Raw genomic sequence first — 19,270 nt, 5'->3', positions numbered from 1 at the left:
TTTTTTGTTGTCAGAAATTGAAAAACGGAAAGTAGAATTTTTGGAAGAACTAAAAAACATTGGCACAAAGAGAAAGATTGGAAAGACAACCGATGAGTTTATTGTATATTTCAATGAAAATGCAACTGAAACAATCCAAGATAGACTGACAAAAATAATACTGAAGGAGCTTAGGAGAAAATTGGATGAAAAGATGATTTTGAATTAAAAATAGTATTTTAAGAGAGAAATCTCTCATTTCATAAACTTTAGGCAAACGCTTGCATTTTAGTTTTTATTGGACTATAATAGGTTGGTATAAAGCCTTCTGTAATAATAAAATGTAGCAGGTTTAGAAAGTAAGGATTTAGAATGTTTGTAGTCAAAAACACAATGTTGCTATTCCTTGCGATAGGGAGATAGATATGGCAATGATAGAAGTGGAACATCTTCAGAAAAATTTTGTGAAGACAGTTAAGGAACCGGGATTGAAGGGGGCTTTGCGTTCCTTTATTCATCCTGAAAAGCAGATCTTTGAAGCGGTCAAGGATTTGACTTTTGAAGTTCCAAAAGGGCAGATTTTAGGATTTATCGGGGCAAATGGTGCTGGAAAGTCGACAACCATCAAAATGCTGACAGGGATTTTGAAACCAACATCTGGTTTTTGTCGGATTAACGGCAAGATTCCCCAGGACAATCGCCAAGATTATGTCAAGGATATTGGAGTCGTTTTCGGACAACGCACCCAGCTATGGTGGGATTTGGCTTTACAAGAGACCTACACGGTCTTAAAAGAGATTTATGATGTGCCAGACTCGCTCTTTCATAAGCGTATGGACTTTTTGAATGAAGTCTTGGATTTGAAGGACTTTATCAAGGATCCCGTGCGGACTCTTTCACTAGGGCAGCGCATGCGGGCGGACATTGCAGCTTCTTTGCTTCACAATCCCAAGGTTCTCTTTTTAGATGAGCCGACCATTGGTTTGGACGTTTCGGTCAAGGATAACATTCGTCGGGCAATTACTCAGATCAATCAGGAGGAAGAAACAACCATTCTCTTGACCACTCACGACCTGAGCGATATTGAGCAACTCTGTGATCGAATTTTTATGATTGATAAGGGGCAGGAGATTTTTGATGGGACGGTTAGCCAGCTCAAGGATACCTTTGGCAAGATGAAAACTCTCTCCTTTGAACTGCTACCAGGTCAAAGTCATCTCGCTTCTCACTATGAAGGCCTGCCTGATATGATTATTGATAGACAAGGAAATAGTCTCAACATTGAATTCGATAGTTCCCGCTACCAGTCAGCTGATATTATCAAGCAAACCCTGTCTGATTTTGAAATCCGCGATTTGAAGATGGTGGATACGGATATCGAGGATATTATCCGTCGCTTCTATCGAAAGGAGCTCTAAGATGGTCAAATTGTGGAGACGTTATAAACCTTTTATCAATGCAGGTGTTCAGGAATTGATTACCTATCGAGTCAACTTTATTCTCTATCGGATTGGGGATGTTATGGGGGCTTTTGTGGCTTTTTATCTCTGGAAGGCTGTCTTTGATTCCTCACAGGAGTCCTTGATTCAGGGTTTCAGTATGGCGGATATCACCCTTTACATTATCATGAGTTTTGTGACCAATCTTCTGACTAGGTCAGATTCTTCCTTTATGATTGGGGAGGAGGTCAAGGATGGTTCCATTATCATGCGTTTGTTGAGACCAGTGCATTTTGCGGCTTCTTATCTCTTTACCGAGCTAGGTTCCAAGTGGTTGATTTTTATCAGCGTTGGCCTGCCATTTTTAAGTGTCATTGTTTTGATGAAAATCTTATCTGGACAAGGTATTGTAGAAGCACTGAGCTTAACAGTCCTCTATCTTTTTAGCTTAACGCTGGCCTATCTGATTAATTTTTTCTTTAATATCTGCTTTGGTTTTTCAGCCTTTGTCTTTAAAAATCTTTGGGGTTCCAATCTACTCAAGACTTCCATAGTGGCCTTTATGTCAGGAAGTTTGATTCCCTTGGCTTTCTTTCCAAAGGTTGTTTCAGATATTCTCTCCTTCCTGCCTTTTTCATCCTTGATTTATACTCCGGTCATGATCATTGTTGGGAAATACGATGCCAGTCAGATTGTTCAGGCGCTTTTGCTCCAGTTTTTCTGGCTCTTAGTGATGGTGGGCTTGTCTCAGTTAATTTGGAAACGAGTCCAGTCATTCATTACCATTCAGGGAGGTTAGTATGAAAAAATATCAGCGTATGCATCTGATTTTTATCAGACAGTACATCAAACAAATTATGGAATACAAGGTGGATTTTGTGGTTGGTGTGCTGGGAGTTTTTTTGACTCAAGGCTTGAATCTCTTGTTTCTCAATGTCATCTTTCAACACATCCCATCCCTAGAAGATTGGACTTTTCAAGAAATTGCTTTTATCTATGGATTTTCCTTGATTCCCAAGGGACTGGACCATCTCTTTTTTGATAATCTCTGGGCATTGGGACAGCGTTTGGTGCGAAAAGGGGAATTTGATAAGTATCTGACTCGTCCTATCAATCCTCTCTTTCACATCCTAGTTGAAACCTTTCAGATTGATGCTTTGGGAGAACTCTTGGTCGGTGGCATTCTACTGGGAACAACAGTGACCAGCATTGCTTGGACTCTTCCTAAATTCCTGCTTTTTCTAGTCTGCATACCATTTGCGACCTTGATTTATACTTCTTTGAAAATCGCGACAGCCAGTATCGCTTTTTGGACAAAGCAGTCAGGCGCCATGATTTACATTTTCTATATGTTCAATGACTTTGCCAAGTATCCGATTTCCATTTATAATTCACTACTTCGTTGGTTAATTAGCTTTATCGTGCCCTTTGCTTTTACGGCCTACTATCCTGCCAGCTATTTCTTGCAGGACAAGGATGTTCTCTTTAACATCGGAGGTTTGATGTTGATTTCCCTTATTTTCTTTGTCATTTCCCTTAAACTTTGGGATAGAGGGTTAGATGCCTACGAAAGTGCAGGTTCGTAAATAATAGAATATCAAAGCCTTGTCTCAGGACAGGCTTTTTTTAATAGAAATGAAAATTCCTTGCCATCTATTCTCAGAGTGCTATACTGTAAGTGTAATCGCCGATTTAGCTTATACTCTTCGAAAATTTCTTCAAACCACGTCAGCTTCCATCTGCAACCTCAAAACAGTGTTTTGAGCTGACTTCGTCAGTTCTATCAACAACCTAAAAGCAGTGCTTTTAGCAACATGCGGCTAGTTTCCTAGTTTGTTCTTTGATTTTCATTGAGTATTAGTTGCTAGAGAAGCCACTCGTAAAGCTTAGGTCATAGGTGAACATATGACTGAGGATTTGAAAAGTTAGATATGTAGAAAATAACCGTTAAGCCTTATTCTTAGCGGTTATTTATATTGTTTAATAGCGCTGATATTTCATCAATGATGCTTGACTTTGTGATTCTGCTAGTGCTTTAAGTTGATTGCTACTATTTTTGATGGTGTGAATGTTCTGATAATGTACCCCAGCTAACTACGAAAGTTTTGGACTCTATATTTTTAATGCGTATTAAAAAATAAATTAACGCATGTTAATTTTTCTTGACTTAAATTTTTTTAATTGATATACTATTTTTCAGAGAGCTAACAATTATATATAAATGTACTACTCTATTTCCTAGATAATACTTAGTAAAACTTTTTATAACAAAGGCTAGCAAAGTTAAAGTTTTCTATCTATTGGAAGTTAAATAAATATGTAAGGAATTAAAATGAAAAAAAGTACAGTATTGTCATTAACCACAGCTGCAGTTATTTTAGCAGCATATGTCCCTAATGAGGTAGTTTTAGCAGACACATCTAGCTCTGAAGATGCTTTAAATATCTCTGATAAAGAAAAAGTAGTAGATAAACAAAAAGAAAACAAAGAAAAACTTGAAGATATTCATAATGCTATAGAAACTTCAAAGGATACTGAAGAGAAGAAAACAACAGTTATTGAGGAAAAAGAAGTTGTTAGTAAAGAATCTGTGATAGATAATAAAGCTAACAACGAAAAAGCAACAAGCAAAAAAGAAGATTCCAATCAATCCAAAGAAGATAAAGTGGACTCGTCTGCAAGTAAAGACCCAAAAAGTCCCAAAAAAGAGGATAAACTTGTCTATATTGCTGAATTTAAAGATAAAGAATCTGGAGAAAAAGCAATCAAGGAATTATCCAATCTTAAGGATACAAAAGTTTTATATACTTATGATAGAATTTTTAATGGTGTTGCAATAGAAACAACTCCAGATAATCTGGACAAAATTAAACTAATAGAAGGTATTTCATCGGTTGAACGATCACAAAAAGTCCAACCAATGATGAATCATGCCAGAAAGGAAATTGGAGTTGAAGAGGCTATAGATTACCTAAAATCTATCAATGCTCCATTTGGGAAAAACTTTGATGGTCGGGGTATGGTCATTTCAAACATCGATACTGGGACAGATTATAGGCATAAGGCTATGAGAATCGATGATGATGCCAAAGACTCAATGAGATTTAAAAAAGAAGACTTAAAAGGTACTGATAAAAATTATTGGTTGAGTGATAAAATTCCTCATGCTTTCAATTATTATAATGGTGGCAAAATTACTGTAGAAAAAGCTGATGATGGAAGCGATTATTTTGATCCACATGGGATGCATATTGCAGGGATTCTTGCGGGAAATGATACTGAAAAAGATATTAAAAACTTTAACGGAATAGATGGAATTGCTCCTAATGCACAGATCTTCTCTTATAAAATGTACTCTGACGCAGGATCTGGCTTCGCAGGAGATGAAACAATGTTTCATGCTATTGAAGATTCGATCAAACACAATGTCGATGTTGTTTCGGTATCATCTGGCTTTACAGGAACAGGTCTTGTAGGTGAGAAATATTGGGAAGCTATTAGAGCGTTAAGAAAAGCAGGCATTCCAATGGTTGTAGCTACGGGTAACTATGCGACTTCTGCTTCAAGTTCTTCATGGGATTTAGTGGCAAATAATAATCTGAAAATGACCGACACTGGAAATGTAACGCGAACTGCAGCACATGAAGATGCGATAGCGGTCGCTTCTGCTAAAAATCAGACAGTTGAGTTTGATAAAGTCAACATAGGTGGAGAAAATTTTAAATACAGAAATATAGGGGCCTTTTTCGATAAGAATAAAATCACAACAAATGAAGACGGTTCAAAAGCTCCTAGTAAATTAAACTTTATATATATAGGCAAAGGTCAAGACAAAGATTTGATAGGATTGGATCTTAAGGGCAAAATTGCAGTAATGGATCGAATTTATACCAAGGATTTAAAAGATGCTTTTAAAAGAGCAACGGATAAGGGCGCACGCGCCATTATGGTTGTAAATACTGTCAATTACTATAACAGAGATAATTGGACAGAGCTTCCAGCCATGGGATATGAAGCGGATGAAGGGACTAAAAGTCAAGTATTTTCAATTTCAGGAGATGATGGTGTAAAGCTATGGAACATGATTAATCCTGATAAAAAAACTGAGGTTAAAAGAAATAGTAAGGAAGATTTCAAAGATAAATTGGAGCAATACTATCCAATTGATATGGCCAGCTATAATTCTAATAAACCGAATGTAGGTGACGAAAAAGAGATTGACTTTAAGTTTGCACCTGACACAGACAAAGAATTGTATAAAGAAGATGTCATAGTTCCAGCAGGATCCACATCTTGGGGACCGAGAACAGATTTACTTTTAAAACCTGATGTCTCAGCACCAGGTAAAAACATTAAATCCACTCTCAATGTCATTAATGGGAAATCAACTTATGGTTATATGTCAGGGACTAGTATGGCAACTCCAATCGTGGCAGCTTCTACTGTTTTGATTAGACCAAAGTTAAAGGAAATGCTTGAAAGACCTGCCTTGAAAAATCTTAAGGGAGATGACAAAATAGACCTTACAAGTCTTACAAAAATAGCCCTACAAAATACTGCACGGCCTATGATGGATGCGACTTCTTGGAAAGAAAAAAGCCAATACTTTGCATCACCTAGACAACAGGGAGCAGGGCTAATTAATGTGGCCAATGCTTTGAGAAATGAAGTTGTAGCTACTTTTAAAAACACGGATTCTAAAGGTTTGGTAAACTCTTATGGTTCTATTTCTCTTAAAGAAATAAAAGGAGATAAAAAATACTTTACAATTAAGCTTCACAATACATCAAACAGACCTTTAACCTTTAAAGTTTCAGCATCAGCGATAACTACAGATGCTCTAACTGATAGACTAAAACTGGATGAAACATATAAAGACGAAAAATCTCCAGATGGGAAGCAAATTGTTCCAGAAATCCACCCAGAAAAAGTCAAAGGAGCAAATATCACATTTGAGCATGATACTTTTACCATAGGAGCAAATTCTAGCTTTGATTTAAATGCGGTTATAAACGTTGGGGAAGCAAAAAACAAAAATAAATTCGTAGAATCATTTATTCATTTTGAGTCAGTGGAAGAAATGGAAGCTCTAAACTCCAATGGGAAGAAAACAAATTTCCAACCTTCTTTATCAATGCCTCTAATGGGATTTGCTGGGGATTGGAACAAAGAACCAATCCTTGATAAATGGGCCTGGGAAGAAGGTTCAAAATCAAAAACAATGGAAGGTTATGATGATGATGGTAAACCAAAAATTCCAGGAACCTTAAATAAGGGAATTGGTGGAGAACATGGTATAGATAAATTTAATCCAGCAGGAGTTATACAAAATAGAAAAGATAAAAATACAACATCACTAGATCAAAATCCAGAATTATTTGCTTTCAATAACGAAGGGATCAACGCACCATCATCAAGTGGTTCTAATATTGCTAAAATTTATCCTTTAGATTCAAATGGAAATCCTCAAGATGCTCAACTTGAGAGAGGATTAACACCTTCTCCACTTGTATTAAGAAGTGCAGAAGAAGGAATGATTTCAATAGTAAATACAAATAAAGAGGGAGAAAATCAAAGAGACTTAAAAGTCATTTCGAGAGAACACTTTGTTAAAGGAATTTTAAACTCTAAAAGAAATGATGCAAAGGGAATCAAATCTTCTAAGCTAAAAGTTTGGGGCGACTTGAAATGGGATGGACTCATCTATAATCCTAGAGGGAAAGAAGAAAATGCACCAGAAAGCAAGGATACCAAAGATCCAGCTACTAGGATAAGAGGTCAATTTGAACCGATTGCGGAAGGTCAATATTTCTATAAATTTAAATATAGATTAACTAAAGATTACCCATGGCAGGTTTCCTATATTCCTGTAAAAATTGATAACACAGCTCCTAAGATTGTTTCAATTGATTTTTCAAACCCTGAAAAAATTAAGTTGATTACAAAGGATACTTATCACAAGGTAAAAGATCAATACAAGAATGAAACCCTATTTGCGAGAGATCAGAAAGAACATCCTGAAAAATTTGACGAGATTGCAAACGAAGTTTGGTATGCCGGCGCCGCTCTGGTTAATGAAGATGGAGAAGTTGAGAAAAATCTTGAAGTAACTTATGCAGGTGAGGGTCAAGGAAGAAATAGGAAACTTGACAAAGACGGAAATACCATTTATGAAATTAATGGTGCAGGAGATTTAAGAGGAAAAATCATTGAAGTCATTGCACTAGATGGCTCTAGCAATTTCACAAAGATTCATAGAATTAAATTTGCTGATCATGCTGATGAAAAGGGGATGATTTCCTATTATCTAGTAGATCCTGATCAAGATTCATCTAAATACCAAAAACTTGGCGAGATTGCCGAATCTAAATTTAAAAATTTAGAAAATAGAAAAGAGGATAGTCTTAAAAAAGATACAACTGAAGTAGAACATCATCAAGAAAATGAAGAATCTATCGAAGAAAAATCTAGCTTGACTATTCATAAAACGATTTCAACAATTAGAGAGTTTGAAAGTAAAGACTTGAAGAAACTCATTAAAAAGAAATTTAGAGAAGTTGATGACTTTACAAGTGAAACTGGTAAGAGGACAGAAGAATACGATTATAAATACGATGATAAGGGAAATATCATTGCTTATGACGATGGTAGTGCCTTAGAATATGAAACTGAAAAACTTGACGAAATCAAATCAAAAATTTATGGTGTTCTAAGCCCGTCTAAAGATGGACACTTTGAAATTCTTGGAAAGATAAGTAATGTTTCTAAAAATGCCAAGGTATATTATGGTAATAAATATAAATCGATAGAAATCAAAACGACCAAGTATGATTCCCACTCAAAAACGATGACATTTGATTTATACGCTAATATTAATGATATTGTGGATGGATTAGCTTTTTCAGGAGATATGAGATTCTTTGTGAAAGATGATGATCAGATAAAAGCTGAAACTAAAATTAGAATGCCTGAAAAAAATAAGGAAACTAAGACAGAATATCCCTATGCATCAAGTTATGGGAATGTAATAGAATTAGGAGAAGGAGATCTTTCAAAAAACAAACCAAACAATTTAACGGACATGGAATCTGGTAAAATCTATGCTGATTCAGAAAAACAACAATATCTGTTAAAAGATAACATTATTCTAAGAAAAGGCTATGCACTAAAAGTGACTACCTATAATCCTGGAAAAACGGATATGTTAGAAGGAAATGGAGTCTATAACAAGGAAGATATAGCAAAAATCCAAAAGACCAATCCTAATCTAAGAGTCCTTTCAGAAAAAATAATTTATGCTGATAGTAGAAATGTTGAAGATGGAAGAAGTACTCAATCCGTATTAATGTCGGCTTTAGACGGCTTTAACATTGTAAAATATCAAGTGTTTACCTTTAAAATGAACGATAAAGGGGAGGCAATCGATAAAGATGGAAATCTTGTAACAGATCCTTCTAAACTGGTATTATTTGGTAAGGATGGTAAAGAGTACACTGGAGAGGATAAGTCCAATGTAGAAGCTATAAAAGAAGATGGCTCTACGTTATTTATTGATGCAAAACCAGTAAACCTTTCAATGGACAAGAACTACTTTAATCCATCTAAATCTAATAAAATTTATGTACGAAATCCAGAATTTTATTTAAGAGGTAAGATTTCTGATAAGGGTGGTTTTAACTGGGAGTTGCGAGTTAATGAATCGGTTGTAGATAATTATTTAATCTACGGAGATTTACACATTGATAACACTAGAGATTTTAACATTAAGCTTAATGTTAAAGACGGTGATATCATGGACTGGGGAATGAAAGACTATAAAGCAAACGGATTCCCAGATAAGGTAACAGATATGGATGGAAATGTTTATCTTCAAACTGGCTATAGCGATTTGAATGCGAAAGCGGTTGGAGTACACTATCAATTTTTATATGATAATGTTAAACCAGAAGTAAACATTGATCCTAAGGGAAATACTAGTATTGAATATGCTAAGGGAAAATCTGTAGTCTTTAATATCAATGATAAAAGAAATAATGGATTCGATGGTGAGATTCAAGACAAACATATTTATGTAAATGGAAAAGAATACAAATCATTTGATGATATTAAACAACTAACAGATAAGACACTAAACATTAAGATTGTTGTAAAAGATTTTGCAAGAAATACAACCGTAAAAGAATTCATTTTAAACAAAGATACGGGAGAGGTAAGCGAATTAAAACCTCATACGGTGACTGTGACCATTCAAAATGGAAAAGAAATGAGTTCTAAGATAGTGTCGGAAGAAGATTTCATTTTACCTGTCTATAAGGGGGAATTAGAAAAAGGCTATCAATTTGATGGCTGGGAAATTTCTGGTGTCGAAGGGAAAAAAGATGCTGGTTATGTTATTAATCTATCAAAAGATACCCTTATAAAACCTGTATTCAAGAAAATAGAGGAGAAAAAGGAAGAGGAAAATAAACCTACTTTTGATGTATCCAAAAAGAAAGATAAGGTGCAAGCAAATCATAATCAATTAGATGAAAGTCACAGAAAAGAGGATTTACAAAGAGAAAATCATTCACACAAATCTGATTCAACTAAAGATGTCAAAACTACAGTTCCTGTACAAGTAAATTATAGTCAATTAGATGAAAGTCAAAGATCTGATTCAACTAAAGATGTCAAAACTACAGTTCCTGTACAAGTAAATTATAGTCAATTAGATGAAAGTCAAAGATCTGATTCAACTAAGGATGTTACAGCTACAGTTCCTGATAAAAATGATAAAAACTTTGAAAATAAGAAAGAAATTTATCTTAATGAACCAGAGAATATAGCTAATAAACATACCAATATCGATAGTAAATCGGATACTAACAATTCTGATAGATTGCCAAAAACCGGAACAGTTAGAGAAGGTTTTACACCATTCATTGCTGGAATAATGTTTATCGTAGGTGCATTTCTTGGATTGAAGAAAAAAGATCAAGATTAAGACCAAAGCTATAGAAAAGATATAGCAAAATGATTTGTGTACTGAGATGAGATAGTGTGGTGATGAAACAATTTTGTGAAAATAGCCATTTATAACTCAATTATTTAGTTTACTTTACTATTGATACTCTTTTTGGATTTATTAATGGACTTAGTTTAGAAAACTAATGAATTGATTGAAAGGGTTAGTATTGACAAATATTGATTAGCAAATAAAGTCTTTCAAAATTTAAAGGCTAATAGAGGTGATGAGACAATTTCAAGGAATTAAGTAGCGTTTGGTTGCTTAATTCCTTTTTATTTGGAAGGAAGTTTTTCACCTATTTCCTTATTTTATGGCTATTATTGAACCACTTAGACCGATCTAGAGACCAGATAGGCAAAAGAACTTGTTCTTTAAACTGACCTCTGCTATAATGATTGGTGTAAGGGACGTGAGGCGTCGATATCAGATGGTTCAAGTTTCTAGAAAGAAATTGGAGATAAAGAAATGAAAAAATTATTGGGGATTGTATTTTTAATAGCAGCAGTGACAGTAGTGTATTTTGGTTCTGTTGGCTGGCCAAGTTTGGATGTCAACCTATGGTCCCTGATTCCGGTAGGCCTGTTTCTCTTTTTCACTCTAGAGAATCTTTTGAAAAAGGACTACAAGGCTAGTCTGATGTGTTTGATTATTGCCTTCATCATCGCAAATGCAATTTTGAACCTTTTGCCAATTTCAAGTGGTCTAGTAATTGGTGCAGGCGTCCTAGCTTGTGTAGGTATTGGTTATCTATTTCCGGATAAAGAAGGAAAATAAGAAGGAAGAGTGAATAAAGTCAGGATCTAACTGAAATACTTGTTGGATCTTTTTCTATGTCTAAAAATGTAAGAAAGAATTTTTGGTGGTAACAGATTATTTCTAGCTTACTTTTTTGATTTTAAATTAGGCTAAGATAAAATAAATTTTTTTTGTTTGAGATAGTAAAAAGCTATTCCATTTTAAAATTCCAATAAAAAGTATAATATAATAACTATCATAATAAAAACTCCGATTCTCTCTGGAAATTCTCTAATTTTTATAAAAAACAATCAAAAATATTGTTTTTATTTGTATAAGGTTGACAAATTTTTTATTGGTTATAAAATTGTATTATAAGATAATTATAATAAGGAGCTTGCTTTTAGAAAAAATGAAAGCGGTTACTAAAAAGGAGGATTCCATGCAAAAAGGTAATTGGAACAAAAAGAGCGTTTATAGTATTCGAAAATTTTCAGTCGGCGCTTGCTCAGTGCTCATAGGAAGCTGTGTGCTGTTATTAGGATCAAGCCTTAGTCTAGCTTCTTCTGCTTATGCGAATGAAAATACTAATGAACTGATTTCAATAAGTAAGAAGGATGCTGATTCTGAAAATAAAGAAGAGAGTGAACAGACATCTAAAGTGATGGTTGCGGAAAAATCAAGTGAACAAACGGATAATGTGCCTCTTAAGGATAATGCAGATGCTACAGGTGTCTCTGACCAAACTCATGCAGATCAGTCCCCAGTTACAGTTGCTGATAATAAAGAGTTTCCTTTAGAAGAAGGTAAGACTGAAGTGAAAAGTAGGATAGAAGAAACGAAGGTAGCTGAAGAAACAAATAAAGCGGAATTACAAGATCCTTCTGTTTCAAAAGATAAGAAGGAATTCAAATCTGCTGCAAATGAAGTTGTTGATAAGTTAATTGAAGATAGAAACATTTCTTTCAATCAAAATTGGCACTTTAAGCTAAATGCCAATGCTAAGGAAGCTGTTAAACCAGACGCAGATATTACTTCATGGAAAAAAATGGATCTTCCTCATGACTGGAGTATTCATTTTGATTTTGATCATGATTCACCATCTCAAAATGAAGGAGGCCAACTGAATGGTGGAGATGGATGGTATCGTAAAACCTTTAAGTTAGACGAAAAAGATTTAAATAAAGATGTCCGTGTGACCTTTGATGGGGTTTACATGGATTCTCAAGTATTTGTTAATGGTCAGTTAGTTGGTCACTATCCAAATGGTTACAATCAATTTTCATATGACATTACCAATTATCTTTATAAGGATGGAAGAGAGAATGTTATTTCTGTTCATGCAGTAAATAAACAGCCAAGTAGTCGTTGGTATTCAGGAAGTGGTATCTATCGTGATGTGAGCTTGCAAGTGACAGATAAGGTTCATGTTGAGAAAAATGGTACAACTATCTTAACTCCAAAACTTGAAGACCAACAAAATGGTAAGGTTGAGACTCATGTGAGCAGTAAAATCGTTAATACAGATGATAAGGATCATGAGCTCGTAGCAGAGTATCAAATTTTTGAACGGGGTGGTCAGGCAGTTACAGAACTTGTTCGAACTGAGAGTAAAACTCTAAAAGCTAGAGAAACAATTCATTTGGAATCAGCATTAGAGGTTGAAAAACCTAAATTGTGGACAGTGTCATCTGATAAACCTGCTTTATATGAGATGGTAACTCGTGTTTACAAAGATGGACAGCTTGTAGATGCTAGGAAGGATTTATTTGGTTATCGTTACTATAACTGGACTCCAGATAAAGGATTCTCTTTGAACGGTGAACACATCAAGTTCCATGGAGTTTCATTGCACCACGATCATGGAGCATTGGGTGCGGAGGAGAACTACAAGGCTGAATATCGCCGTCTGAAACAGATGAAGGATATGGGAGTGAATTCAATTCGTACAACCCATAATCCAGCAAGTCCTCAAACACTACAGATTGCAGCTGAACTTGGTTTATTGGTTCAGGAAGAAGCTTTTGACACTTGGTATGGAGGTAAGAAACCATACGACTATGGTCGTTTCTTTGAAAAAGATGCAACTCACCCTGAAGCTAAAAAAGGGGAAAAATGGTCAGATTACGATCTACGTACCATGGTAGAAAGAGACAAAAATAACCCAGCTGTCTTTATGTGGTCTATAGGAAATGAGATTGGAGAAGCTAATGGCGATCCTCATTCTCTAGCTACTGTTAAACGTTTGGTTAAAGTAATCAAGGATGTTGATAAGACTCGTTATGTGACTATGGGGGCTGATAAATTCCGTTTTGGTAATGGTAGCGGAGGGCATGAGAAAATTGCTGATGAACTGGATGCGGTTGGATTTAACTACTCTGAAGATAATTACAAAGCCCTTCGAGCTAAGCATCCAAAGTGGTTGATTTATGGTTCAGAGACCTCCTCAGCTACTCGTACTCGTGGAAGTTATTATCGTCCAGAGCGTGAATTGGTACACAGTAATCAAGACTATAGGAACTATGAGCAGTCTGATTATGGAAATGATCGTGTTGGTTGGGGTAAAACAGCAACAGCTTCATGGACTTTTGACCGTGACAATGCTGGCTATGCTGGACAGTTTATTTGGACTGGTACTGACTATATTGGTGAGCCTACGCCATGGCACAATCAAAATCATACACCAGTCAAAAGTTCTTATTTTGGTATTGTAGATACTGCTGGTATTCCAAAAAATGATTTCTATCTTTACCAGAGTCAATGGGTATCTGCTCAGAAAAAACCGATGGTTCACCTACTTCCTCACTGGAACTGGGAAGACCCAACTCTAAAAGATAATGTAGCTGATGCAGATGGTAAAATTCCAGTTCGTGCCTACTCTAACGCTGCAAGTGTGGAGCTATTGTTGAATGGTGAATCCCTAGGACAGAAGACCTTTACTAAAAAACAAACTAGCGATGGACGCACTTACCAAGAAGGTGCCAATGCTAATGAATTGTATCTTGAATGGAAAGTTGCTTATAAACCAGGTACCTTGGAAGCAATAGCTCGTGATGAATCTGGCAAGGAAATTGCTCGAGACAAGATCACAACTGCTGGCAAACCAGCAGCTGTTCGTCTCATCAAAGAAGAACAAGCAATCGCAGCAGATGGAAAAGACTTGACTTACATCTACTACGAAATCGTTGACAGTCAAGGGAATGTAGTCCCAACTGCCAATAATCTGGTTCGTTTCCAATTGCATGGACAAGGTCAACTTGTCGGTGTCGATAATGGAGAACAAGCCAGCCGTGAACGCTATAAAGCACAAGCAGATGGTTCATGGATTCGCAGAGCCTTTAACGGTAAAGGTGTTGCCATTGTGAAATCAACTGAGCAAGCAGGTAAATTCACGCTAACAGCTCATTCAGATCTCTTGAAATCTGGCCAAGTAACTGTCTTTACTGGTAAAAAAGAAGACCAAGAAAAGACTCTTCTCGGAACAGAAGTACCAAAGGTACGCACAGTCATTGCCCAAATTCCAAAAATGCCGAAAACAGTAGGTTTTATCTACAGTGATGGCAGTCGTGAAAAACGTCCAGCAACTTGGTCTTCAGTTGATGTGAACCAAGCAGGTGTTGTAACTGTTAAAGGTATGGCAGACGGACATGAAGTTGAGGCCCGTGTCGAAATTCTAGCAATTGCAAAAGAACTTCCTACTGTAAAACGTGTTGCAACTGGATCAGACTTGAGTGCTGTTGATAAATACGTTTCTATTGCCATTACAGATGGAAGCCTACAAGAATACGAAGTAGATAACTGGGAGATTGCGGAAGCAGATAAAGCTAAACTGTCAGTTGCAGGATCACGTATTCCAATGACTGGCCAACTGGGTGGTGAGACTATTCACGCTACCCTTGTAGTAGAAGATGGCGATGTAGCTGCTCCTGTGGTCCCAACTGTTACTGTTGGTGGCGAAGCTGTCACTGGTCTTACTAGCCAAAATCCAATGCAATACCGAACTCTTGCTTACGGTGCATCCTTGCCAGAAGTCGTAGCAAGTGCTGAAAATGCTGATGTTACAGTCCTTCAAGCCAGTACAGCAAACGGTATGCGCGCAAGCATCTTTGTTCAGCCAAAAGATGGTGGCCCTCTTCAAACCTATGCGATTCAATTCCTAGAAGAAGCACCAAAAATTGACCATTTGAGCTTGCAAGTGGAGCAAGCTGACGGCCTTAAAGAAGATCAAACAGTGAAATTGTCTGTTCTTGCTCACTATCAGGACGGAACACAAGCAGTTTTACCAGCTGATAAAGTGACCTTCTCTACAAGTGGTGAAGGGGAAGTTGCAGTCCGTAAGGGAATGCTTGAACTTCATAGATCAGGAGTAGTCGCTCTGAAAGCTGTATATGAGGGTGCTGAAGGCCAGGTTAGTCTCACTATTCAAGCCAATACTGAGAAGAAGATTGCGCAATCCATCCGTCCAATAAATGTAGTGACAGACTTGCATCAAGAACCTATTCTTCCAACAACAGTAACTGTTGAGTATGACAAAGGTTTCCCTAAAACTCATAAAGTTACATGGCAAGCTATTCCAAAAGAAAAACTAGACCACTATCAAACCTTTGAGGTGTTAGGTAAAGTTGAAGGGATTGACCTTGAAGCGCGTGCTAAAGTTTCTGTAGAAGGCATCGTTTCAGTTGAAGAAGTTAGTGTGACAACTCCAATCGCAGAAGCACCACAATTACCAGAAAGCGTTCGTACATATGATTCAAATGGTCACGTTTCATCAGCTAAGGTTACATGGGACGTGATTCAACCAGATCAATACGCTAAGGAGGGTGTCTTTACAGTTAATGGTCACCTAGAAGGTACGCAATTAACTACTAAACTCCATGTTCGTGTGTCTGCTCAAACAGAGCAAGGAGCAAATATTTCTGACCAATGGACAGGTTCAGAATTGCCACTTGCCTTTGCTTCAGACTCGAATCCAACCGACCCTGTTTCAAATGTCAACGATAAATTGATTTCCTTTAATGACCGACCAGCCAACCGTTGGACAAACTGGAATCGTAGTAATCCAGAAGCTTCAGTCGGTGTTCTGTTTGGAGATTCAGGTATCTTGAGTAAACGTTCCGTTGATAATCTAAGTGTCGGATTCCACGAAGACCATGGAGTTGGCGCACCGAAGTCTTATGTGATTGAGTATTATGTTGGTAACACGGTTCCAACAGCTCCTAAAAATCCTAGCTTTGTAAGCGGTGAAAATCATGTCTTTAATGATCCTGCTAACTGGAAACCAGTGACTAATCTAAAAGCACCAGCTCAGCTCAAGGCTGGAGAAATGAACCACTTTAGCTTTGATAAAGTTGAAACCCATGCTGTTCGCATTCGGATGGTTAAAGCAGACAATAAGCGTGGAACTTCTATCACAGAAGTACAGATTTTTGCCAAACAAGTTGCGCCAGCCAAACAAGGACAAACAAGAATCCAAGTTGATGGTAAAGACTTAGCAAACTTTAACCCTGATTTGACAGACTACTACCTTGAGTCTGGAGATGGAAAAGTTCCCGTAGTCACAGCAAGTGTTAGCAACAATGGTCTCGCTACCGTCGTTCCAAGCGTTCGTGAGGGTGAGCCAGTTCGTGTCATCGCGAAAGCTGAAAATGGCGACATCTTAGGAGAATACCGTCTGCACTTCACTAAGGATAAAGACTTACTTTCTCGTAAACCAGTTGCTACAGTTAAACAAGCTCGCTTGTTGCAACTAGGGCAACCAATTGAATTGCCAACTAAGGTTCCGGTATACTTCACAGGTAAAGACGGCTACGAAACAAAAGACCTGACAGTTGAATGGGAAGAAGTTCCAGCAGAAAATCTGACAAAAGCAGGTCAATTTATTGTTCGAGGTCGTGTCCTTGGTAGCAATCTTACTGCTGAGTTCACTGTACGAGTGACAGACAAACTTGGTGAGGCTCTTTCAGATAACCCTAACTATGATGAAAACAGTAACCAGGCCTTTGCCTCAGCAACCAACGATATTGATGATAGTTCTCATGACCGTGTAGACTATATCAATGATAGAGATCACTCTGAAAATCGTCGTTGGACAAACTGGTCTGCAAGACCGTCCACTAATCCAGAAGTATCAACAGGGGTCATTTTCCGTGAAAAGGGTAAGATTGTAGAACGGACTGTTGCACAAGCCAAACTCCAGTTCTTTGCAGATAGTGGTACAGATGCACCATCTAAACTCGTTTTGGAACGCTATATTGGTCCAGACTTTGAAGTGCCAACTTATTATTCAAACTACCAAGCTTACGAAACAGATCATCCATTTAATAATCCAGAAAATTGGATTGCTGTTCCGTATCACGCGAATAAAGATATCGAAGCGGGTGATGAAATTAATGTGACATTTAAAGAGGTGAAAGCCAAAGCTATGAGATGGCGTATGGAGCGTAAAGCAGATAAGAGCGGTGTTGCGATGATTGAGATGACCTTCCTTGCACCGAGCGAATTGCCTCAAGAAAGCACTCAATCGAAGATTCTTGTAGATGGAAAAGAACTTCCAGATTTTATTGAAAATCGTCAAAACTATCAAATCACCTATAAAGGTCAACGTCCAAAAGTCTCAGTTGAAGAAAACAATCAAGTAGCTTCAACAGTTGTAGATAGTGGAGATGATAGCCTTCCAGTACTTGTTCGCCTAGTTTCAGAGAGTGGAAAACAAGTCAAGGAATACCGTGTCCAGTTGACTAAGGAGAAACCAGTTTCTGAGAAGACAGTTGCTGCAGTACAGGAGGATTTACCAAAATTAGAAGTTCTTGAACAAGACTTGGCCTACAAGACAATTGAGAAAAAAGATTCAAGGCTTTATCTTGGTGAAACTCGTTTAGAACAAGAAGGAAAAGTTGGTAAGGAACGTATCTTCACAGCGATAAATCCTAATGGAAGTAAGGAAGAAAAATTCCGTGAAATAGTTCAGACTCCAACAAACCGTATTGTCGTTGTCGGAACTAAACTAGGAACCGCTCTTCCAGAGGACGAATCCAATGCTCTAGTTTTCAACAGACCAGAACTTATGGTTGAGGAAGAAACAATTGACTTCCAGATCCAGGAGCGTAAGTCTGACAAGTTATATCTAGGTGAAACTCGCATCCTTCAAGAAGGAAGACAAGGTCTCCGTGTTCACTTGATTGAAGTAGAAAATGGCAAGCGGACTGAGAAAGAAAGCTATGATAAAGTTATAGCTCAGGACCGTATTGTAGAGGTTGGTACAGCTATAAAAGATACAAAATCAGCCCCTCAAGAACAGCTTAAAGCAGCTCCTAAAGAAGCTAGTAAGTCTGTGCTACAAGATCAAGAAGTTCAAAAACCAGAATCTCAAGAAACTACAAAACAACAAGTATCAACTGAGAAAACGGATGTAAAACAAGTGAGCTCACGTTCAGTTGAAGCCCAGCAAGATGAAAAGAATCACTTGCCAAACACTGGAACAGAGGCAGAACAGGCAGCAGTAGCAGCAGGTTTAGCTCTTCTAGGTTTGAGTGCAGGCTTAGTAGCCACTAAAGGTAAAAAAGAAGACTAGAAATTTTGATACTTTCTTTATCGTTAAAGATTAGAGAGAAGTTCTTGTCTTAGATAGAAGATAAATCCCTTGGAATATAAGTTTCTAAGGGATTTTCTTTGTATAAAATTGTATAGTGTTATTGTCTATCCTATTTTGTAGAGAAAGCAAAAATCCCTAGAAAATGTTTAGGGATTCGATTATTTCATTAAGAACAATTCAACAATCATCTCGATATACATGACAAGGATTACTAAGAATCCTGCACGCCAGAAGAATTTGATAAATTTAGGATAGTAAAAGCTACGTTTTTTCAAAAGGAAGAAAAAGACGAGAATAATGGCTAGGACTGAGAGGGCTAGCCCCAGTCTAGGGAGGAAATTATGGGTAAAGGTTTTAGCTGTAATCAGGTAATACTCAAATACCAAGACTGGAAAAGCCAAATCCGCAAAATTTCGTCCTAGTTTTTTTAATCTAAAAAGTTTGGTTATGATAATGCAGACGACTAAGGTCAGTATCAATAATAAAATAGATGCTAATTTCATTAAAATCATACCCATA

Annotated in this window: 8 protein-coding genes; 7 read left to right on the top strand and 1 reads right to left on the bottom strand. The window is 37.0% G+C overall.

Annotation, left to right across the window (positions count from 1 at the left end; genetic code table 11):
- Positions 1-7: 7 nt before the first annotated feature.
- The 7 genes from HT731_RS01880 (at position 8) to bgaA (ending at position 18,730) form a co-directional block, all read left to right on the top strand.
- Positions 8-208 (top strand): hypothetical protein, encoded by a 201-nt coding sequence (locus tag HT731_RS01880; RefSeq protein WP_153196589.1) that lies wholly within the window; start codon positions 8-10, stop codon positions 206-208.
- Positions 209-404: 196 nt separating this feature from the next.
- Positions 405-1,397 (top strand): ATP-binding cassette domain-containing protein, encoded by a 993-nt coding sequence (locus HT731_RS01875; RefSeq protein ID WP_173277440.1) that lies wholly within the window; start codon positions 405-407, stop codon positions 1,395-1,397.
- A gap of 1 nt (position 1,398) precedes the next feature.
- Complete coding sequence (locus tag HT731_RS01870) at positions 1,399-2,217, top strand: ABC-2 family transporter protein (protein WP_173277438.1); 819 nt, start codon at positions 1,399-1,401, stop codon at positions 2,215-2,217.
- Position 2,218: 1 nt separating this feature from the next.
- Complete coding sequence (locus HT731_RS01865) at positions 2,219-3,004, top strand: ABC transporter permease (protein ID WP_173277436.1); 786 nt, start codon at positions 2,219-2,221, stop codon at positions 3,002-3,004.
- A gap of 746 nt (positions 3,005-3,750) precedes the next feature.
- Positions 3,751-10,401, top strand: a complete 6,651-nt coding sequence (locus HT731_RS01860; RefSeq protein ID WP_173277434.1) for a S8 family serine peptidase — start codon at positions 3,751-3,753, stop codon at positions 10,399-10,401.
- Between the two features lie 489 nt (positions 10,402-10,890).
- Positions 10,891-11,199, top strand: a complete 309-nt coding sequence (locus HT731_RS01855; RefSeq protein ID WP_173277433.1) for a hypothetical protein — start codon at positions 10,891-10,893, stop codon at positions 11,197-11,199.
- A 403-nt stretch (positions 11,200-11,602) separates the two neighbouring features.
- Complete coding sequence (gene bgaA, locus HT731_RS01850; protein ID WP_173277431.1) at positions 11,603-18,730, top strand: LPXTG-anchored adhesin/beta-galactosidase BgaA; 7,128 nt, start codon at positions 11,603-11,605, stop codon at positions 18,728-18,730.
- 179 nt (positions 18,731-18,909) lie between these two features.
- Here the strand turns inward: bgaA and HT731_RS01845 are convergent, their stop codons facing one another.
- Entirely contained in the window at positions 18,910-19,269 is a 360-nt protein-coding gene (locus HT731_RS01845; RefSeq protein WP_049535135.1) for a DUF3397 domain-containing protein, read from the bottom strand.
- Position 19,270 lies beyond the last annotated feature (1 nt).

The sequence above is a fragment of the Streptococcus sp. k-163 genome, from assembly GCF_013277555.1.
Taxonomy (GTDB): domain Bacteria; phylum Bacillota; class Bacilli; order Lactobacillales; family Streptococcaceae; genus Streptococcus.
This window is presented reverse-complemented; position numbering and strand designations above follow the sequence as displayed.

Excerpts from the sequence above, each read along its gene's own strand:
- HT731_RS01860 (WP_173277434.1), top strand. The coding sequence starts at position 3,751 with ATGAAAAAAAGTACAGTATTGTCATTAACCACAGCTGCAGTTATTTTA.
- HT731_RS01865 (WP_173277436.1), top strand. The coding sequence starts at position 2,219 with ATGAAAAAATATCAGCGTATGCATCTGATTTTTATCAGACAGTACATC.
- HT731_RS01870 (WP_173277438.1), top strand. The coding sequence starts at position 1,399 with ATGGTCAAATTGTGGAGACGTTATAAACCTTTTATCAATGCAGGTGTT.
- HT731_RS01875 (WP_173277440.1), top strand. The coding sequence starts at position 405 with ATGGCAATGATAGAAGTGGAACATCTTCAGAAAAATTTTGTGAAGACA.
- bgaA (WP_173277431.1), top strand. The coding sequence starts at position 11,603 with ATGCAAAAAGGTAATTGGAACAAAAAGAGCGTTTATAGTATTCGAAAA.
- HT731_RS01855 (WP_173277433.1), top strand. The coding sequence starts at position 10,891 with ATGAAAAAATTATTGGGGATTGTATTTTTAATAGCAGCAGTGACAGTA.
- HT731_RS01845 (WP_049535135.1), bottom strand. The coding sequence starts at position 19,269 with ATGGGTATGATTTTAATGAAATTAGCATCTATTTTATTATTGATACTG.